Genomic DNA, 16,628 nt, shown 5'->3' on the forward strand with positions numbered 1-16,628 from the left:
TTTTATTGATTAGTAAACGCGTTTTCGATTCTCCGCATGACTAGAGATAAGTAATAGTGCGGATTCTTTTCCTACATTACGAACAATATGTGGAACGCATGCATTCCAAGAGAAAGAATCACCTTCTTCTACAATTGCGATATCTTCACCATGTTGAACTTCTAGCTTTCCGCGTAATACAAGATGACACTCTTCACCTTCATGGGCATTTGGTGAGTTTTCTTTCGGAAACCCGGCAGGAATTTCTACGAGATTCAGGCGAAGGCCACCTTGCTCCGCAACATGTTCAATTCTTTGCTCATCTTTGCCGTATACACTGTATTTTCGTTCTTCTTTTTTGACAATTTTCAATCGATCTTTTTGTTCTAACAATAAATAGGGAAGGGGAACGTTTAAAAAATTTGAGATCGTTTCTAACGTTGAGATAGATGGTGATGTCTTATTATTTTCAACCTGACTCATAAAGCCTTTAGAAAGACCTGTTCCTTCACAAATTTGTGCAATTGTTATGCCTCTACGTTGACGAATTTCACGTATTGCAGAACCAATATTCATAAAATCAAGCTCCTTTTTGTAAACAACTATTTGTATCATAGCAAAAAAAATATATTTTTTCCCAATGAAAATGAATTGACGAATAAAAAAAATTAGTGTATGTTTTGTAATGTAAATAAAAGTTTTGTATAAGAAAACTATAAAGGAGAGAAAGAAATGAATCAACATATTGGTAACTTAATTATTCGTATCGTGTTAGGGGTAACGTTCTTTATGCACGGTTTAACAAAATTCCAATCAGGAATTGACAATATTGCAGGGTGGTTTACAAGCATTGGTTTACCAGGAGGACTGGCATACGGTGTAGCAACATTTGAATTAGTTGGAGGCCTATTATTAATTCTAGGTTTAGGTGTAAGATATATTGGATTATTATTTGCACTTGTTATGGTTGGGGCAATCGTAAAAGTGAAATGGTCAGCTGGTTTATTGGGAGATGGAAAAAATCCTGGTTTCGAATTAGAACTTGCATTATTAGCAATGGGTGCATACTTATTTGTTGCAAAAGCTGATGGTTTTGTAGATAATTTCTTAAAAGAAAAAATGTCAAAGAAGAACTAATTTAAATGGGGGGCTAACAAGATGAGTTTTCAACTTCATCCCGATACAACACTTGATGTAGTTCATTTATACGTATCTAATGTAAAGAAATCACTAGAGTTTTATACGGAAGTACTAAGTATGAAGGTGCTAAAAGAAGAAGAAGCAGTCGTTACATTTGGGAATGAAAATGATGAACCACTTCTTATCATTGAAGAAAAGAAAGAAGCTTTTCCGAAGCAAAGAGCAAGAACAGGGTTATATCATTACGCAATTTTATTACCAAGTAGGCAGGATTTAGCGAATGTTCTTCGTCATCTTGTAGAGATGGTATATCCACTACATGGTGGAGCCGATCATTACTTTAGTGAAGCTCTTTATTTAGCTGATCCAGATGGAAACGGGATTGAAATTTATCATGATCGACAAAAAGAAGTTTGGCGTGATGAGAATGGAGAACTCCCATTTGTTAGTAACCCGTTAGCTGGTGAAGAATTATTACAGCAAGGAAGTACATGGAATGGATTTCCAGCTGGTACTGTGATGGGGCATATTCATTTCCATGTAGCTGATTTAGAGGAAGCGAAACGTTTCTATGTTGATGGTCTTGGTTTTGAAATAACGATCCCAGCTCGTAATGGAGCGTTGTTCGTATCAGCAGGTGGCTATCATCATCATATCGGTTTAAATACGTGGCAAGGTGAAGGGGTACCACCGCAAATGCCAGGTTCTGTTGGTTTGAAATATTTCACAATTGTACTAGCGGATGAAAAACAAAAAGAGCAAGTATGTGAAAGCTTAAAAAATATTGGCAAAATTGCTACGTACAAAGATGGAATATTACAAGTCGAGGATCCATTTGGACATTGTATCCATTTCAAAATAAAAAGAGAAGCCTAAAAAGGCTTCTCTTTTTTTATTTTCTTATAATTGCATTTTCGTTTTGTAAAAATAGTTCATCAAATTGTTTTGCAAGCTCAAAATCTAGTTTCGTTAAACCTTTTGCATTCCAAGATGACAAAGTAATAATAACTGCTTTATACTGGATAAGGATAAATGGATGGTGATTATGTTCTTCTGATAGTTTGGCGGCTTCAGAGACAAATTCGACTCCTTTTAAGTAGTCGGAAAACATATATTTTCGTTCAATCCATTTCTCATCTTTTACCATCCATTTATCTACCTTCAATAACTCCTCGCGAACTTCTTCTTCAGTTAATCTTAGCATCATTTTTCACATCCTTTACCTGCAGTAATGCAAGACCATTGTTAATAAGGCGTGTTACAGCTTCGTCAGTTGTGAAAGTAGAAAGTTGATGTAGTAATGCTGCAGATGTTTCATGCCCTTTGTTATGCTCTAAAAGTAACTCTAATACTTCAAGGCGCAGCAACCATTCTTTCGCATAAAATGTATTTAATACTTCTTGAATTGCTACTAATTGATCGATATGGACGTCGTGTAAAATACCTTCGTTTCGAATATCTCGAACTGTTTGATACATACGTTCAAGTTCATTCAGTACAAGTGGAGCAGGAATTTCTTGTACTTCGTCATCCATTGGGAAAAATGTTGCGGCATCTGCGGCACCTGGGAATACGGAAGTAATTGTTGAACCAACAGCCATATCAAATGCGCCCCATGAAGCATCAAATAGTAAACGATCTTTATAAGTAACTGTACAATCTATAAACGAGATAAGGGCAATTTTATTACCATTCTTTACAATATCAGTTACTGTTCCTTTTACATGAATATCACTTGCAAAAGTAAAATCTGCACCGTTTCCAATTGTAATGCCTAATGAATGTAACTTTTCTTCTGTACAATCTTCTAGTGCGATATTACCATTTAGTAATCCGATCGGTGTCCCGAATCCATCACTGTGTACAGAGGTAGAATGATTTGCCAACTGCTTATTATGAATTGCTAATGCAGTTGGAGAGCTTGTTCGCATGTAAATGACTTCGTCAGCATCATTTTTAATTGTTTCTGTAAATGTACCTGTAATTTGTAATCCGCTACTTAACTCAGTTGTGGCATGATTTTCAGAGTGAATTGCTTTTTCTAATCCTTCTGTGCCACCTGTTTTGAATGCCATCGTTTCAGAGAACGTCTCAAGCGCCTCAGTTAACTCTTCAAATGATTGACAAACAAATAGCTGTGGTTGCATTTTTGTCACATCATAAGTTGTCCCTGTGCAAGCTTCAATTGAGAAAGGAACTTTTTCTACAGCATCTGTTAAGCAATGTTTGCTTTCGCCGACAGAGGAAAGAAGACCAGCACCGTAAATTTTTGGATCGTCAATATTTCCAATTAATCCGTACTCCACTGTCCACCAGAAAAGACGTGAAATTTGTTCAGCTTCTGATAAACCAGAAACTAAGTTTTGTTTTTCAATTACAGTATTTTCAGCAGCCTTAACTTCATCAGGAGTAGAAGTAGGGCTTTCTTTGACAATCGTTAATGTACGAACAGCTTCAAATGCATCATGTTCTTCTTTTGTAGAGAAAGCTTTTGCACCAATTTGCCCAAAACGTTTCACATATTTTGCATATGTAGGATCAAGTAAAATCGGTGCGTGTCCTGCCGCTTCGTGTACAATATCTGGAGCTGGTGTGTACTCGATATTTTCTACTTTACGAATATCTGTTGCAATTGGTAGTAATCCGTGCCCCTGAAAATCGAAAAATGCGACGCCAGGAATAAGGCCATCAATTGTTACAGCTCCCCAGCCGCTTGGTGCTAAGCATTCATTCATTTCTTCTACCTTTGGAATTGCATCTATATTAATACCAGATGATTGTAGTCCATTCACATAGGCTGGATGGGCAACGTCTTTTAAGAAGCTATGATTTTGTCTCATAATGTAACGCCACACAGCGTGATTCACCGGTGTGTATTGATCATAATGTTGTGTGGATACGAATGGTTTTAAATGCGATGGGATTTCTGTTTTCTTTGTCATTTAGACATCCTCCTTGTTTTCTATAAAATTGAATATGAGTTTCGTATAGCTTATATCACCCCCTTTCAAATTGTAAGCGCTTATAAAATTTTATCATAAGATTCGGAATTATTTAACATTTGTTTCTTTGAGAAATAGAAAAAGCCCCTATCGGAACATCCGATAGGGGCGAAAGAATCGCGGTACCACCCTATTTGTAAGTGAAAATACACTTACATCTCAATTCATGATAACGGAAAAACTCCGTCTTTTCCTTCATGCATAAAAGCACTACGAAAAAGAAGCTCCAGAATTGTAATTCGTACTTATATATGTGCTAATTTCCACCGACCACTAGCTCTCTGTAACAGGGATATAATATACTACTGCGATTCTTTCAATGCGTATATATGAAGTTGTATAAAAGGGAAGGACGCAAAAAAGCCCCTATCGGAAAATCCGATAGGGACGATAAAAATCGCGGTACCACCCTAATTGTAAACATAAAAATTGTTTACCACTCACTTTAAGATAACGGAAAGATCCGTCTTCCTCTTCATGCACTATGTGCACTACGGGAAAGAAGCTCCAGAATTGTAATTCACGCTTGTATATGTACTGATTTACACCAACCATCAGTTCTCTGAGACAGGGATATAAGTCGCTACTAGTATTCCTTCAAAGCCGATATATAATTCGTTCAACTAAACTATGTTTCGTATTATAAAACTATTTTTAAAAGATTGTCAACAATAATTTAATTATTTCACTTCTAAATCAACATTCAAATTAGATGTATTTCCAGCGGCATCAGTTGCTACAATGTGAATTGTATTCTTTCCTTGCTGTAATTGACTACGATCGAAATAAATTTCGTAGTTTTTCTCCCAATGGTTCAGGAATGCATTTTCCCATGTACCATTCCCGTTAATTTCATACTGTATCGTGACAGGATGCCCTGGAGCAACCCATCCGGATTCTGTCATCCAATCTAACAGTATATCAGTTACTTTCCCTCTAATTATGAGATTTTCTTGATCAACTTCGTGTGTTAATTTAGGTGCAGTGCGGTCGACAAACACAGCCCCTGTTTGTTTCGTTTCTCCACCAGAATTAGAAGCAACAGCTTCAATTTGGTATAAGCCGTCAGGCAGAGGGGATCCGCCAACTTTTGTACCATTCCATTTGAAAGATTTATAACCTGGTGTTTCATTTTTACCTTGATAAACGATACCTTGATAGGTTACTCGGTCTTTCGTAATTAAATTAGCGTGAAACGTTACATCCTCAACGGGTGTAACTAAATAGTAATTGATAAGGTTGTCATCTAGTATTTGGTCATTATTTGGACTGAAAGTAGAATTAACAATTTCAAGGCCATCAATACGTTTGTATTCTTTTGGATCAATGCTAAATGTAAATGGAATACGTATTTCTTCTGTCTTACCTTGTTCTTTTACATATACATTCCCTGTATATACACCTTGTGGCAAAGAACTATCCACAGTAATGGTAAAAGGTTTTTCTATGTTACTATTCGGTTTTACGCTCACAGAAGAAGCGAAAGAAGTTTGAACTTTCGTTTTTGTATCTAATAGTTCAATGCGAGTTGAAAAGTTTTTCTTTTTGCTAGAAAGATTTTGTAATGTAATATTTTGTGTTAATTTTACTTTCCCGCTATTTGGTTTAATTAGACCGAAACTTACATTGTTTAGTGTAACTAATGCGTCCGCTTTTACTGCTTTTGGAATATTAATTAAGCCCGATCCTTGTGTCATAACAGGATATGTGTTTTCATTTACGTCTTTTAATGTTTCGGCTGTATTGGCAAGAGATGATTTTAATTGTTCTGTCGTCCAATCAGGATGCATTTGACGTAATAGAGCAACGGCTCCAGCTACTTGCGGCGCAGCCATACTTGTCCCATTGTGAGATTCATAGCCACCTCTTGGTACTGTACTTGTAATTTGTACGCCAGGTGCAACAACATCAGGCTTTATAAGCCAACTTCCTTGTGATGGTCCCCTTGAACTAAAATTACCAATAAGTTCTGTTTGTTTTGGTTGTCCAATTTTTATATTTTTCTTGCGTTTTGTAATTAAACTTTTCAACTCTTCGCCATTCGTATTGGATAGCTGCATAACAGGAAGAGCTACTTCTTCACGACCCAAATATTCTGGCATAATATTAATTTCTTTTTCGTTAGAAATTAGTAGCACGCCGAGAGCGCCAGCTTGTTTTGCTTGTTCTGCTTTTACTAACGTGCTCGAAGTCCCTTGTAAGACAAGCGCGAACTTACCTTTTACATCTTGTTTAGCGTAATCACTTGGATTACCGTATCCAACATATACAAGCTGGGCATCGTTTCCTACTTGGAAATCCGATTTTGATAACGGTAATCCTTGGTAAGATTTATTGGAACCAGCTACTTGGAATGTTGGAAATGGAATAGAAACTGTAGATGCTCCAACAGAGATGACACTACTTGCATTCCCAGGTGCATCTACAGACCAAGGTTTGGGTCCATCATTTCCATTTGATACGACCGCAGTAACACCAAGTTTCGCCGCACGTTCTAGCGTCATTGTTACAGGTTGATCGGGTACATTTAAATCTTGACCAAGAGATAGATTTAAAACATCGGCACCATCTTGAATAGCATGCTCAATACCTTGAATAATATCTTCGGTTGTACCAGTACCCCCATTATTCATGACACGGTAAGCAAGTATAGAGGCATTTGGAGCAATCCCTTTTATTTTTCCATTACCAGCGATAATTCCAGCAACATGAGTACCGTGTACGTTTCCGTCCATCGGATCATTATCTTCATCGACTGTATCATAGCCGCCGATATAATTTGCTTTTAAATCAGGGTGTGTATAGTCTACACCTGAATCGATAATAGCGACTTTCATTCCTTTTCCATCAAGTGGTTTGCCAGTCGGATCTTTTAAATTCCAAGCTTCAGGCGCACCAACTGTCGGTCCTCCAATATTTGGTGTTTCTTGATTAGCCGGACTTTTTGACGTTTCATGTAATTTGTATGTTAAGTTTGGATAAATTGCTTTTACTTCAGGTAAAGAAGCTAGAGCGGTAATTTGATCCCCTGGGATAGAGATAGAAAACCCAGAAAATAACGTACTATACGTTTCTTTTATCGTTGCTTTCGGTGCTTTTTCTTTTATTTTCTTAGTAGTATCTTCTTGTGCTTTTTTTAGTTGCGCATGATAAGACTGGGCATTATTATTTTGTAAATCTGGAGCATGTTGAATGTTACTTTGTGAAGCGAGTGGAGCATGTTGCAATTCTACAATGACAGATATTTCTTTTGATGTTTTTGTTTCAACATTTTGCGCAATTTTATTTTCTCCCCATTGTGTAATGTTTGCTTTTAACTGTGGACTAAATTGCTTCTCTTTTTGCAGTGATTCAGCATGGGCGCTTAAAGCTCCAAAACTGGAAAAGACGAGCGCCATACTCAGTAGTGTAGATGTAGTTTTTTTCATAGAAACTCCCCCTGATAAAAAGTGTCAATATTCCGAAAAAAAATCTTACAAATTTATCTCGAATTACATAATCGAATGTTAGATAAACTATATTTTCGACATAATTCATACCAATCCTCTATGAATTTAAAATTTCAAGGCAAATTTTTTCTGATTATGTCGAATGGGTATTTTTTACATATTGTAGGTGGACATTGAGGAATGCTATGAGGGAAATGGAGGGGTATTATGAAACGGTTCATAGTAAGCGTTGGTACAATGTTAGTCTTATTTTTATGTTCAATCATTAATAGTAGCGCAGAAAATAATGAAGCGAAAATTGCTTTTATTCGTCATCATGACCTCTGGATTAAAGTTGAGGGGAAAGAGAAACAACTTACAAAAGGAGAGTATATAACAGGGCCAAAGTGGTCTCATGATGGAGAGTGGCTGGCATATGTAAAAGGAAAGAAAGAAGGTAGTCTTGAGTTATATCGGCTGAAAGATGGAAAGAAAGTTACGCCGTTTCACTCAGAAGCATCGAATTATCAATGGTCACCAACAGAAAATATAATTGCATTTATATTTACAGGTACATTAAATACATTTGATGTAGAAAAAAAGAATACAGATTTTGAAAATGTATCGGCAGGTGTAGGAGATTATGCATGGTATCCTGATGGAAAGAAGTTTTTTGTATCATCTGAAGCACATTTACTTCCAACAGGGTGGACAGGAGCCCAGCTATATGAAGTACAAAAAGATGCACATATGAATCCTCATAAAATGAAGCATTTGTATGCATTACCAAATGAACATGATGATTTCCTAGCATTAGTTGCAAGTGGCTTTCAGTGGTCGCCAGATCAAAAGTGGATTTCATTTTTAGCAGTACCGACAGCTTCATGGTCAGCTGATAGCAATACGCTTTGCTTAGTTCGTGCAGATGGTAGTCGTTTTGAAAAGGTAGATCAAATGTTATTAAACACACAATGGTTCAAATGGGCGCCAGCCAACAATATATTGGCCTATATTGAAGGAAGCGGGAGAGTTGCGTTAGAGAATAAACATTTAAAAGTAAAAGAATTGCCAGCACTTCAACAGAACACATTTACACCGAAAGGATATGTCGATTGGGATTTTACATGGAAGAATGATAACGTAATTATCGTTTCACGAGCAAAAGAGGCGGGGATAGAAACTCCACCAGAAAAAAGACCACTACCATCTTTATATGAAATCGATAGTACAAGCGACGAACAACATCGAATCACAAAGCCACCTCATAGGCAAGGAGATTATCATCCGCTCTTCATGAATAAGAGTAATCAATTAATATGGATACGTTCAGACCGTAAGAAAGCGGATGTATGGCTTGCTCATAAAGATGGAAAGCATGAAATGAAGTGGATTGAAAATATAGATGTACCAGAGTGGTATTATGAGAAATGGAATTGGGAAAATGTTATCTCGGTGAAAGAAGAATAAAAAACCTGCCTAAAAGATAATTTTAGGCAGGTTTTTTATTGTTATTTATGTGTTTTATTTGGCTTCTTTTTCGCTGGGTTTCCGTTCCCCTGACGTTTTCTATTTTGTTCATCTTTTGCTTGTTTTTCATGCAGTGTATCTAAAAAATCATTCGAGTTACTCATTTTTCTATCGCTCCTTTCATTTCGTCCTAATTACTATAACCATTTAGGAGGATAATCATGAGATAAAAAGTTAAGCGCTTAATTTTCTTCGGTAGTATATGTAAAAGATGCCATACGTAATAAATAGCATAAATAAAATTTGTAACTCTATATTTTCTTTTAAAATAGTTGCGATAGAAGATGGTAAGTAAGGTGATGTATTGTTTGTTTCTACACCTAACCATTTGTTTAAGAGGTTAATGGTACAAAACATAAAAACACCGGACCAGCTTGCAATAATTGCTTTCTGTTTAATTTTTGTTTCTCGTTCATCATCTGTAATCCAAGGATTAGCAGTTTTATCACTACTAAAAAATCCGTTTATATATCCCCATATAATCATTCCAATTAAGATGGTTATCCATTTCATATTTATAATTCCCCTCTTCCTTGTAAAAAGTATTTTACATATGCGATTGTAATATTTTCCTGTTATTTATGTCAAATACTTTTTACATATTGTTTTTTTATAGCAGGAATAATGAATGAGATAGGGAAGAAATTATGTTGAAGGATTTCATGGAGAGAGGAGGATGGGTATGAAACTCGTCTTTGTTCGGCACGGTGAAGGAGAACATACAAAGGATTTGCCGGCAAGTTTACAAATGTTGAATCCATCATTAACGGATGAGGGAAGGAATCAGGCTGGATTCATTCAATTCAATGTACCATTACAGAAAACAGATATATTAATCGCTAGCCCTACACTTAGAACTTTACAAACGGCGGCGATATGGAGTGAGAAAGTAGCTTGTCAAAAAATCGTTCATCCATATGCATCCCCACGTATTTTTCCTTATCGAGAAGGAGCGAAAACATTACCATGTGATCACATAGTAGATCAAGGAATAATAACAAATTTATTTCCACATTTTTCGATTGCGAAAAGTACAAATAAGCAGTTATGGACGGAAGGTATAAATACTATTTCAGAGAATCGTTTTCAGCAAATAGTAGATGAATTTCTTCTTTGGTGTTATGAGCTGGGGGCGGAAAGAATTTGCATTGTATCTCACGACGGGACAATTACAGCGTATCGGCAATATTTACAGAAAGTCGTTTTAACTAGATCTGATTTTTTGAAAGAAACGGGTATATATAAAATGGATGTATCCCTTAATAGTTTGATTGAGGAGATCTAATTATAGGATGGAGGGTGTATGTTGAATGTTGCACTAGTAGTTGGCTTTAATTCTGATTTAGAGGCACAATCAATCCGAGCATCGCTTGAATATTTTGGGGCAAGAGTTGTGACATATTGGATTGGTAGGCCGAATGATTTCGTGGAAATTCTTTCTGGAAAGAACTTATATAACGATATCAATTATGTTGTTTTTTGCTTTCATGGTGAGGAAGGAAAGTTTGTCATGGAAGAGTTAGGTGAAGATATTTACGGACAAGATGAACCGAGAGGGAACTTTGGAGCGAAAGAAATTTATAAATATGCAAAATTGCATAATACACATATTGTAAATAGTGGGTGCACGTTAGGGGAGGGGAAATTAGCAGAATCATTTTTATATAGTGGTGCGAAATCGTATATTGGGTCGATAGATTACGTAGATGGGAATGCAGCGCTTATGTTTACAATACGCTTATTTTACAGTGTTATTAACCATGACAAAACGTTAGAAGAAGCCTTTCAAGAAGCGAGATTAATTGATGAAGAGACCGATACTTTTCGATTATATAAGTAGTGCGAGACGTGTTTATTTAAATATAGAATAAACACGTTTCACATTTAGCACACATTTTTTTTACAATTTTTTCAATGAAAATGATTATCAGCTGTGGTATGATATGTTCAAGTTTTTATAGGTAATAAAAGTTACTATATAAACGTTAGTTTTTAATGTTTAATATGTATGACACAAATTATTCATAATTAACGTTTGAAAAATAAGTAACTAATGTTATTATATTATCTGTAACTGACTTAATTACACCTTTAGGAGGAAGATATGGTTATTCAATTTTTAAGAGAAAACAAAGCAGTTTCTTTTGTATTAGCAGTAATTCGAGTATATCTTGGTTACACATGGTTAATGGCTGGAATTGGTAAACTACAAGGAAAAGGATTCGATGCAACGGGTTATTTACAAGGTGCAATTGAAAAATCTAAAGGAGCACAACCGGCTGTTCAATCTTGGTGGGCATCATTTTTACAAGAATTTGCAATTCCAAATGTAGATTTGTTTAATACACTTGTAACATGGGGAGAAATTTTAGTTGGAATTGGTTTAATTGTAGGCTGTTTAACAAAAACAGCGGTCTTTTTTGGCCTTGTAATGAACTTTTCCTATATGTTTAGTGGGTCAATCGGTGTGAACCCTGAGATGGTTATCTTATCTATGTTTGTTCTTGTTTCCGGTATGAACGCTGGGAAATTTGGAATGGATGGTTTCATTATCCCGAAAGTATTGGGATCAAAAACTCAAAAACGTCAAAAGCAAGCTGCTTAATATATGAAAACGGGTATCTCAAAATGAGATACCCGTTTATGTTATTTTTCAAATTGGATCGGATTATTGTTAAAGAAGTCTTTTACATACCCTACAAATTCTTGTGGTTCTTGGCGAAATGGTGCGTGATAACCTTTTTCAATAATATGTAAAGTGCTGTTTGTTAAGAATTGGTGATACGTTTCTCCTTCTTTCCAAGAAACGCTACTATCATTTCTTCCCCATATAATTAAAGTTGGTTGTTTCATTTCATTTGCATTGATTTTAAGTCGTCTAGGCCATAACTTCATTTTATTATAATGCTCTTCATCATTACGCTTGAATTTCACTTTGCTCTCATCATAATCTGCAATTGAAGAAACGGCACTTAGATCAGTCGACAACTGTGGCTTTGGTGATCCTTGTTTATGAACGAATGTATGAGGGCCACCTGTAGCGTCAGTTAAAATAAGGTGGGTAACCGCTTCAGGGTATAAATATGTTAAATTAAGAGAAATTTCTCCACCCATCGAATGCCCCAATATTGCGAATGAATCATACCCTAGTTTTTTCATTAACTTATAATACAAATTTGCATGAGTTGGGAAAGAATAATAAAAATCCATCGGCTTAGATGAACGCCCGAATCCTAAAGCATCTACAGAAATAATCGTATGATCTTTTGCTAAATCGGAATAAATCTTTTGGAAACCATCTGATGATCCTCCAAATCCATGGATCATAAGTAAAGGTGGTTTTTCATTACCGATTTTTTTAAAGTAAATCGTTTGACCGTCTATTTCTACCATTTTTTCCTCGGTAGCTAGTTTTGCTGTAATTGTATTTTTAACTTGTTTTACTTGTTCTACTGGCTTTTCTGCTGCACTACATCCTACTAATAGTGTAAGAGTAAGACAACCTACCATAAAATAGCTAAACTGCTTCAATTAGTTGTCTCCTTTCTAACATAATGCTGTATCTATCACAGCAAATAGCATATTACGATTTCCAGGAAGTTGGCTACCATTTTTTATCATAAGAGGTGAAAGGAGCGTTTCTTGGAAATTGTCTGTTTGAAGAAATTTACGAAATGTAAATTGTGAATGCGGGACATCAATTCGTACGATACCATGCCAACACTCACAAATCTTTTTTAATAATCGAATAGCATCTTCCTCTTGTTTTGCGATAAGTGGATTGATACATAAAATATTCCCTTTCTGTATACAGAAGGAAAAAGCTTCTATACAGTTATTTCTCTCAATTTTAAAAGAGTGTACAGCTCTTGGTAATAATAATGAGTAGAGTAGAGAGCGATTGGCACCAGTTACAATTTCATCGAGAGAGGTAATAGAGATAAGGTCTTTTTCTTTCACTTGTTGTGTTTGAACGGTATTCGTCTTAGTAGTTTGTTTTTCAAAACGATGTATCGTCGTTACTGTTTGAAATCCGCATGATGTGTATAAGGGCTCGCCAGCTTTTGTTGCAATAAGTGCAATTGGTTGTTTTGAGTGAGCGTGTTTCAAACAGCTATCTAGTAACATACGTCCAATTCCTCGTCCTTGAAAATGAGGATGAACGATTAACATGCCAATGGAAGAAAAGCTACTTGTAAAGGGAAATACACCTCCAGTTGCAATGAGTTTATTTTCATGAATATAACCTACAAGTGTGCCAATAGAGAGGTACATTTTGAATTGTTTTTTCATAAAGATTTCATCTTGTAACCATCCAACAGATTTGCAAAGATTGAGTAATTCAAAAATGAAAGATTCATTTAGCTTTACTATTTTCATAAAAGTACACCACATTTCTATTTGTTTTCATAAAAATAGATTCGAAATGTAAAATAAGAGGTTTACGTTAAAGGAAATCCAACTTGTTTATATTTAGATTGTAAAGGGAACGATGCTTGATATGAAAAGACAAACTTATACAAATTATAACTGATATTTACATAAGTTAACAAAAAATTTACATATAACTAATTTTCCCTTAACAGTCTTCTATTAAATTTGATAGTGGGAAATGAATAACCTAATTAGGGGGACAAGACAGTGAAAAAGTTTGTAAAAAAAGCATGGCCATTTGCAGTTGTGGCGTCGTTAGCAGTTACTTCGGTAGCAACATGGAATTTTACACGTTCTAGTGAGGTTAATGCAGATGAGAGCGGAAACAATGCAAAGATTAAAAATGTTATTGTGTTAATTGGAGATGGCATGGGTCCTTCATATATGACGGCTCATCGTTATATGAAGGATAATCCAAAAACATTCGAGATGGAATCTACAGAATTTGATAAGCATCTTGTAGGAACACAAAAAACATATCCGGAAGATGAACATGAAAATATTACAGACTCTGCATCAGCGGCAACAGCTATGTCAGCAGGGATTAAAACATATAATGCGGCAATTGCGGTTGATAATGATAAAGCAGAAGTGAAAACTGTTCTTGAACAAGCGAAAGAAAAAGGGAAATCAACGGGACTTGTTGCGACTTCTGAAATTACACATGCAACACCAGCTGCTTTCGGTGCTCATGATATTAGCCGTAAAAATATGGACGCAATTGCAAATGATTATTTTGATGAAAAAATTAAAGGGAAGCATAAAGTTGATGTTATGCTTGGCGGCGGTGTAAAGAACTTTGTTAGAAAAGATCGTAATCTTACAGAAGAGTTTAAGAAATCTGGTTATAGCTACGTAACAGATCGAGATCAATTGTTAAATGATAAAAATGATCAAATCCTTGGTTTATTTGCACCAGGCGGTTTAGATAAAATGATTGATCGCAATGAGAAAACACCTTCACTAGAAGAAATGACGAATGCAGCAATTGAACGTTTAAACAAAAACAAAGATGGTTTCTTCTTAATGGTTGAAGGAAGTCAAATCGACTGGGCTGGGCATGATAATGATATTGTCGGTGCAATGAGTGAAATGGAGGACTTTGAAAAAGCATTTAAAGCAGCGATTGAGTTTGCGAAAAAAGATAAAAATACGTTAGTCGTTGCAACCGCAGACCACGCTACAGGTGGATTATCTCTAGGTGCGAATGGTGAGTACAACTTTAAAGTAGATCCAATTAAAGCTGCAAAACGTACACCAGACTTTATGGCAAATGAGATTGCAAAAGGTGCAAATGTGGAAGAAACATTGAAAAAATATATCGATTTACAATTAACACCAGAAGAAATTAAAGCTGTAAATGATATAGCTCCATCAAAAGATGTAACGAAGATTGATAATGCGATTGAAGATATCTTCAATAAGCGTTCGGTTACAGGGTGGACAACAGGTGGACATACAGGTGAAGATGTAAACGTATATGCATTTGGACCAGGTAAATACTTATTCTCCGGTGTTCAAGAGAATACAAATATAGCGAAACGTGTCTTTGATATTGTTGGCGGTGGCGACCCGAATAAAGGAAGACGCTAATTATGAACGAAAGTGAGGCAAAATGCCTCACTTTTCTTTTTAGGAGATGGACAGATGAGATTTTTTTTACGGAATTTAAGTTTTCTTCTATTCTTTGTATTATTGCTAGTTGGATGTCAACCTCAAGAGAATAATATAGAACAAAAACCTACTACGAAAAAAACTGAAGAAAAAGTACAGATAACGAAAGAGGAAGAACAGTCTATTCAAGATGTTATTGAGGCATTTGTACGGACGACGAATGAACGAAAATTTGCTGAACATATGGAGTTATTTTCAAAGAAGCTACCTAGTGCCGAAGACTTAAAAACACAAAAAGAAGCAGCTTTTCAAAAGGGAAATAAAAAAATTGAATTGGAACATATAGATATGAAAGCTAGTAAAGCAGGATATATCATTGTTGAAACAAAGGAAAAAGAATTAGATGGGGAAATTGCTATTCAAAAGAAAGTACAGTATGCGCTTGGAAAAGAAGATGAGACCTGGAAGATCGAAGAGGTCCGCACGATAGAGAAGAAATAAAAAAGGTTCTCCTTGAAGAGAACCTTTTTTATAGTGGTAACAGAATTTGATTTGAGCATGCTTCAATGTCATCAATATCTTGGCGAATGGTTGCCATTTTATTATCAAGATCTTCAGCTTTCATTGCTGCATCATGTAGTTCATCTTTTAAATATTCAGGTATATTTCCTTCATATTTATAATAAAGTTTATGTTCTAAACTTGCCCAAAAGTCCATTGCAAGTGTACGTAACTGAATTTCTGCAAATACATCTTTTGTACCAGAATTTAGTGATAAGGGATACTTAATAATCATGTGTAAACTTTTATATCCGTTTCCTTTTGGGTTAGCGATATAATCTTTTACTTCTATGACTTCCATATCCTCACGCTTTTGAATTACTTCTTTTAAATGATAGATGTCTTCTACGAAGCAACATGTAATACGAATACCAATGATATCTTGCAAATTTGTTTGAGCATTTTCAATTGTTGGCAATAAATTTTTTCGCTCTAGCTTTTTTATAATACTTTCAGGTTGTTTTAGTCTAGTTTTTATATGTTCAAACGGGTTGTAATCCTCTAAAAATTGAGCTTCCCGGTTCATAATTTCAAATTTTGTTTTTAACTCTTCTAAAGCAAATGTATACGGTAATACAAAAGCTTTCCAGTAGTTAACTGTTGATTGATTATATTCCATTTATATACACACCTTTTCCTATTTACAAGTGAGGTTGTTATTTATACTAAATACCAAATCATATAAGCGCAAGCAGCAAATGATGAGATCATAAAACGATATTTAGTTTTCATACTTTCAACTCCTTTCGAGTGAGATTCTATATGAGTAAACGTGATTGTTAATAAATTCACTATGTACAACTTCTATAGTAATAGATTCATGTGAATTTCGTATGAACTAATTGTTTCAGCTTTTTGTCTTTTTTTTTGTAAATCATAATTATTATCTGTAATTTAAAGTGTTTTAATTTGATTTATTCATTTGTATAAATTAATGTATATT

At 35.2% G+C, this 16,628-nt stretch carries 17 protein-coding genes and 2 other annotated features; of the genes, 8 read left to right on the forward strand and 9 right to left on the reverse strand.

What is annotated here, in order from left to right; translation table 11 throughout:
* Positions 1-9: 9 nt before the first annotated feature.
* Positions 10-555, reverse strand: a complete 546-nt coding sequence (locus tag JDS81_RS01775) for a helix-turn-helix domain-containing protein (protein ID WP_001020691.1) — start codon at positions 553-555, stop codon at positions 10-12.
* Between the two features lie 156 nt (positions 556-711).
* Between JDS81_RS01775 and JDS81_RS01780 the strand changes: the two genes are divergently transcribed.
* Together JDS81_RS01780 and JDS81_RS01785 are read left to right on the forward strand one after the other, a co-directional pair.
* A complete protein-coding gene (locus tag JDS81_RS01780) occupies positions 712-1,116 on the forward strand; it encodes a DoxX family protein (RefSeq protein ID WP_001071553.1) in 405 nt (134 codons plus the stop codon).
* 21 nt (positions 1,117-1,137) lie between these two features.
* Positions 1,138-1,995, forward strand: a complete 858-nt coding sequence (locus JDS81_RS01785) for a VOC family protein (protein WP_000009832.1) — start codon at positions 1,138-1,140, stop codon at positions 1,993-1,995.
* Positions 1,996-2,011: 16 nt separating this feature from the next.
* Here the strand turns inward: JDS81_RS01785 and JDS81_RS01790 are convergent, their stop codons facing one another.
* From JDS81_RS01790 to JDS81_RS01800, 3 genes are all read right to left on the reverse strand, one after another.
* Positions 2,012-2,326, reverse strand: a complete 315-nt coding sequence (locus JDS81_RS01790; protein ID WP_000979552.1) for a 4a-hydroxytetrahydrobiopterin dehydratase — start codon at positions 2,324-2,326, stop codon at positions 2,012-2,014.
* Positions 2,307-4,061 carry an aromatic amino acid hydroxylase gene (locus JDS81_RS01795; protein ID WP_097952905.1) on the reverse strand — a complete coding sequence of 585 codons (1,755 nt, stop codon included), beginning with the start codon at positions 4,059-4,061 and terminating at the stop codon, positions 2,307-2,309. The genes JDS81_RS01790 and JDS81_RS01795 overlap by 20 nt, the downstream gene beginning before the upstream one ends.
* Before the next feature lie 161 nt (positions 4,062-4,222).
* Positions 4,223-4,450 (reverse strand) — a binding site (T-box leader).
* 51 nt (positions 4,451-4,501) lie between these two features.
* Positions 4,502-4,731, reverse strand: a binding site (T-box leader).
* A gap of 70 nt (positions 4,732-4,801) precedes the next feature.
* Positions 4,802-7,549 (reverse strand): S8 family serine peptidase, encoded by a 2,748-nt coding sequence (locus JDS81_RS01800; RefSeq protein ID WP_097952907.1) that lies wholly within the window; start codon positions 7,547-7,549, stop codon positions 4,802-4,804.
* A gap of 228 nt (positions 7,550-7,777) precedes the next feature.
* On the opposite strand from JDS81_RS01800, the gene JDS81_RS01805 reads away from it, so the two are divergent.
* A complete protein-coding gene (locus JDS81_RS01805) occupies positions 7,778-9,016 on the forward strand; it encodes an eIF2A-related protein (RefSeq protein ID WP_000819442.1) in 1,239 nt (412 codons plus the stop codon).
* A 41-nt stretch (positions 9,017-9,057) separates the two neighbouring features.
* On the opposite strand, the gene JDS81_RS01810 is transcribed toward JDS81_RS01805, so the two are convergent.
* A complete protein-coding gene (locus JDS81_RS01810) occupies positions 9,058-9,180 on the reverse strand; it encodes a DUF4023 domain-containing protein (RefSeq protein ID WP_000071861.1) in 123 nt (40 codons plus the stop codon).
* A gap of 70 nt (positions 9,181-9,250) precedes the next feature.
* Positions 9,251-9,589, reverse strand: a complete 339-nt coding sequence (locus tag JDS81_RS01815; RefSeq protein WP_000871278.1) for a hypothetical protein — start codon at positions 9,587-9,589, stop codon at positions 9,251-9,253.
* A 169-nt stretch (positions 9,590-9,758) separates the two neighbouring features.
* Between JDS81_RS01815 and JDS81_RS01820 the strand changes: the two genes are divergently transcribed.
* The 3 genes from JDS81_RS01820 to JDS81_RS01830 all read left to right on the forward strand — a co-directional run bounded on the left by JDS81_RS01820 (position 9,759) and on the right by JDS81_RS01830 (position 11,681).
* Complete coding sequence (locus tag JDS81_RS01820) at positions 9,759-10,361, forward strand: histidine phosphatase family protein (RefSeq protein WP_000779723.1); 603 nt, start codon at positions 9,759-9,761, stop codon at positions 10,359-10,361.
* An 18-nt stretch (positions 10,362-10,379) separates the two neighbouring features.
* On the forward strand, positions 10,380-10,916 hold the full coding sequence (locus tag JDS81_RS01825; protein ID WP_097952909.1) for a delta-aminolevulinic acid dehydratase: 537 nt from the start codon (positions 10,380-10,382) through the stop codon (positions 10,914-10,916).
* A gap of 264 nt (positions 10,917-11,180) precedes the next feature.
* Positions 11,181-11,681, forward strand: coding sequence for a DoxX family protein (locus tag JDS81_RS01830; protein WP_000236610.1), 501 nt, complete (start codon positions 11,181-11,183; stop codon positions 11,679-11,681).
* Between the two features lie 41 nt (positions 11,682-11,722).
* Here JDS81_RS01830 and JDS81_RS01835 read toward each other — a convergent pair whose 3' ends face one another.
* The gene (locus JDS81_RS01835) at positions 11,723-12,607 is read right to left on the reverse strand and encodes an alpha/beta fold hydrolase (RefSeq protein WP_000808868.1); all 885 of its coding nucleotides are present in this window, start codon (positions 12,605-12,607) and stop codon (positions 11,723-11,725) included.
* Positions 12,608-12,622: 15 nt separating this feature from the next.
* A complete protein-coding gene (locus JDS81_RS01840) occupies positions 12,623-13,456 on the reverse strand; it encodes a GNAT family N-acetyltransferase (protein ID WP_097952911.1) in 834 nt (277 codons plus the stop codon).
* Positions 13,457-13,717: 261 nt separating this feature from the next.
* On the opposite strand from JDS81_RS01840, the gene JDS81_RS01845 reads away from it, so the two are divergent.
* Complete coding sequence (locus tag JDS81_RS01845) at positions 13,718-15,103, forward strand: alkaline phosphatase (RefSeq protein WP_000714919.1); 1,386 nt, start codon at positions 13,718-13,720, stop codon at positions 15,101-15,103.
* 54 nt (positions 15,104-15,157) lie between these two features.
* Positions 15,158-15,625 (forward strand): hypothetical protein, encoded by a 468-nt coding sequence (locus JDS81_RS01850; protein ID WP_001210411.1) that lies wholly within the window; start codon positions 15,158-15,160, stop codon positions 15,623-15,625.
* A gap of 28 nt (positions 15,626-15,653) precedes the next feature.
* Here JDS81_RS01850 and JDS81_RS01855 read toward each other — a convergent pair whose 3' ends face one another.
* Positions 15,654-16,304 carry a GTP pyrophosphokinase gene (locus JDS81_RS01855; RefSeq protein ID WP_000456209.1) on the reverse strand — a complete coding sequence of 217 codons (651 nt, stop codon included), beginning with the start codon at positions 16,302-16,304 and terminating at the stop codon, positions 15,654-15,656.
* Positions 16,305-16,628 lie beyond the last annotated feature (324 nt).

The sequence above is a fragment of the Bacillus cereus group sp. N31 genome (genome assembly GCF_016483245.1).
GTDB lineage: Bacteria > Bacillota > Bacilli > Bacillales > Bacillaceae_G > Bacillus_A > Bacillus_A toyonensis.

Coding starts and splice junctions, on each gene's coding strand:
- JDS81_RS01780 (WP_001071553.1), top strand. CDS start 712: ATGAATCAACATATTGGTAACTTAATTATTCGTATCGTGTTAGGGGTA.
- JDS81_RS01785 (WP_000009832.1), top strand. CDS start 1,138: ATGAGTTTTCAACTTCATCCCGATACAACACTTGATGTAGTTCATTTA.
- JDS81_RS01820 (WP_000779723.1), top strand. CDS start 9,759: ATGAAACTCGTCTTTGTTCGGCACGGTGAAGGAGAACATACAAAGGAT.
- JDS81_RS01800 (WP_097952907.1), bottom strand. CDS start 7,549: ATGAAAAAAACTACATCTACACTACTGAGTATGGCGCTCGTCTTTTCC.
- JDS81_RS01815 (WP_000871278.1), bottom strand. CDS start 9,589: ATGAAATGGATAACCATCTTAATTGGAATGATTATATGGGGATATATA.
- JDS81_RS01850 (WP_001210411.1), top strand. CDS start 15,158: ATGAGATTTTTTTTACGGAATTTAAGTTTTCTTCTATTCTTTGTATTA.
- JDS81_RS01855 (WP_000456209.1), bottom strand. CDS start 16,304: ATGGAATATAATCAATCAACAGTTAACTACTGGAAAGCTTTTGTATTA.
- JDS81_RS01805 (WP_000819442.1), top strand. CDS start 7,778: ATGAAACGGTTCATAGTAAGCGTTGGTACAATGTTAGTCTTATTTTTA.
- JDS81_RS01830 (WP_000236610.1), top strand. CDS start 11,181: ATGGTTATTCAATTTTTAAGAGAAAACAAAGCAGTTTCTTTTGTATTA.
- JDS81_RS01795 (WP_097952905.1), bottom strand. CDS start 4,061: ATGACAAAGAAAACAGAAATCCCATCGCATTTAAAACCATTCGTATCC.
- JDS81_RS01825 (WP_097952909.1), top strand. CDS start 10,380: ATGTTGAATGTTGCACTAGTAGTTGGCTTTAATTCTGATTTAGAGGCA.
- JDS81_RS01810 (WP_000071861.1), bottom strand. CDS start 9,180: ATGAGTAACTCGAATGATTTTTTAGATACACTGCATGAAAAACAAGCA.
- JDS81_RS01840 (WP_097952911.1), bottom strand. CDS start 13,456: ATGAAAATAGTAAAGCTAAATGAATCTTTCATTTTTGAATTACTCAAT.
- JDS81_RS01775 (WP_001020691.1), bottom strand. CDS start 555: ATGAATATTGGTTCTGCAATACGTGAAATTCGTCAACGTAGAGGCATA.
- JDS81_RS01790 (WP_000979552.1), bottom strand. CDS start 2,326: ATGATGCTAAGATTAACTGAAGAAGAAGTTCGCGAGGAGTTATTGAAG.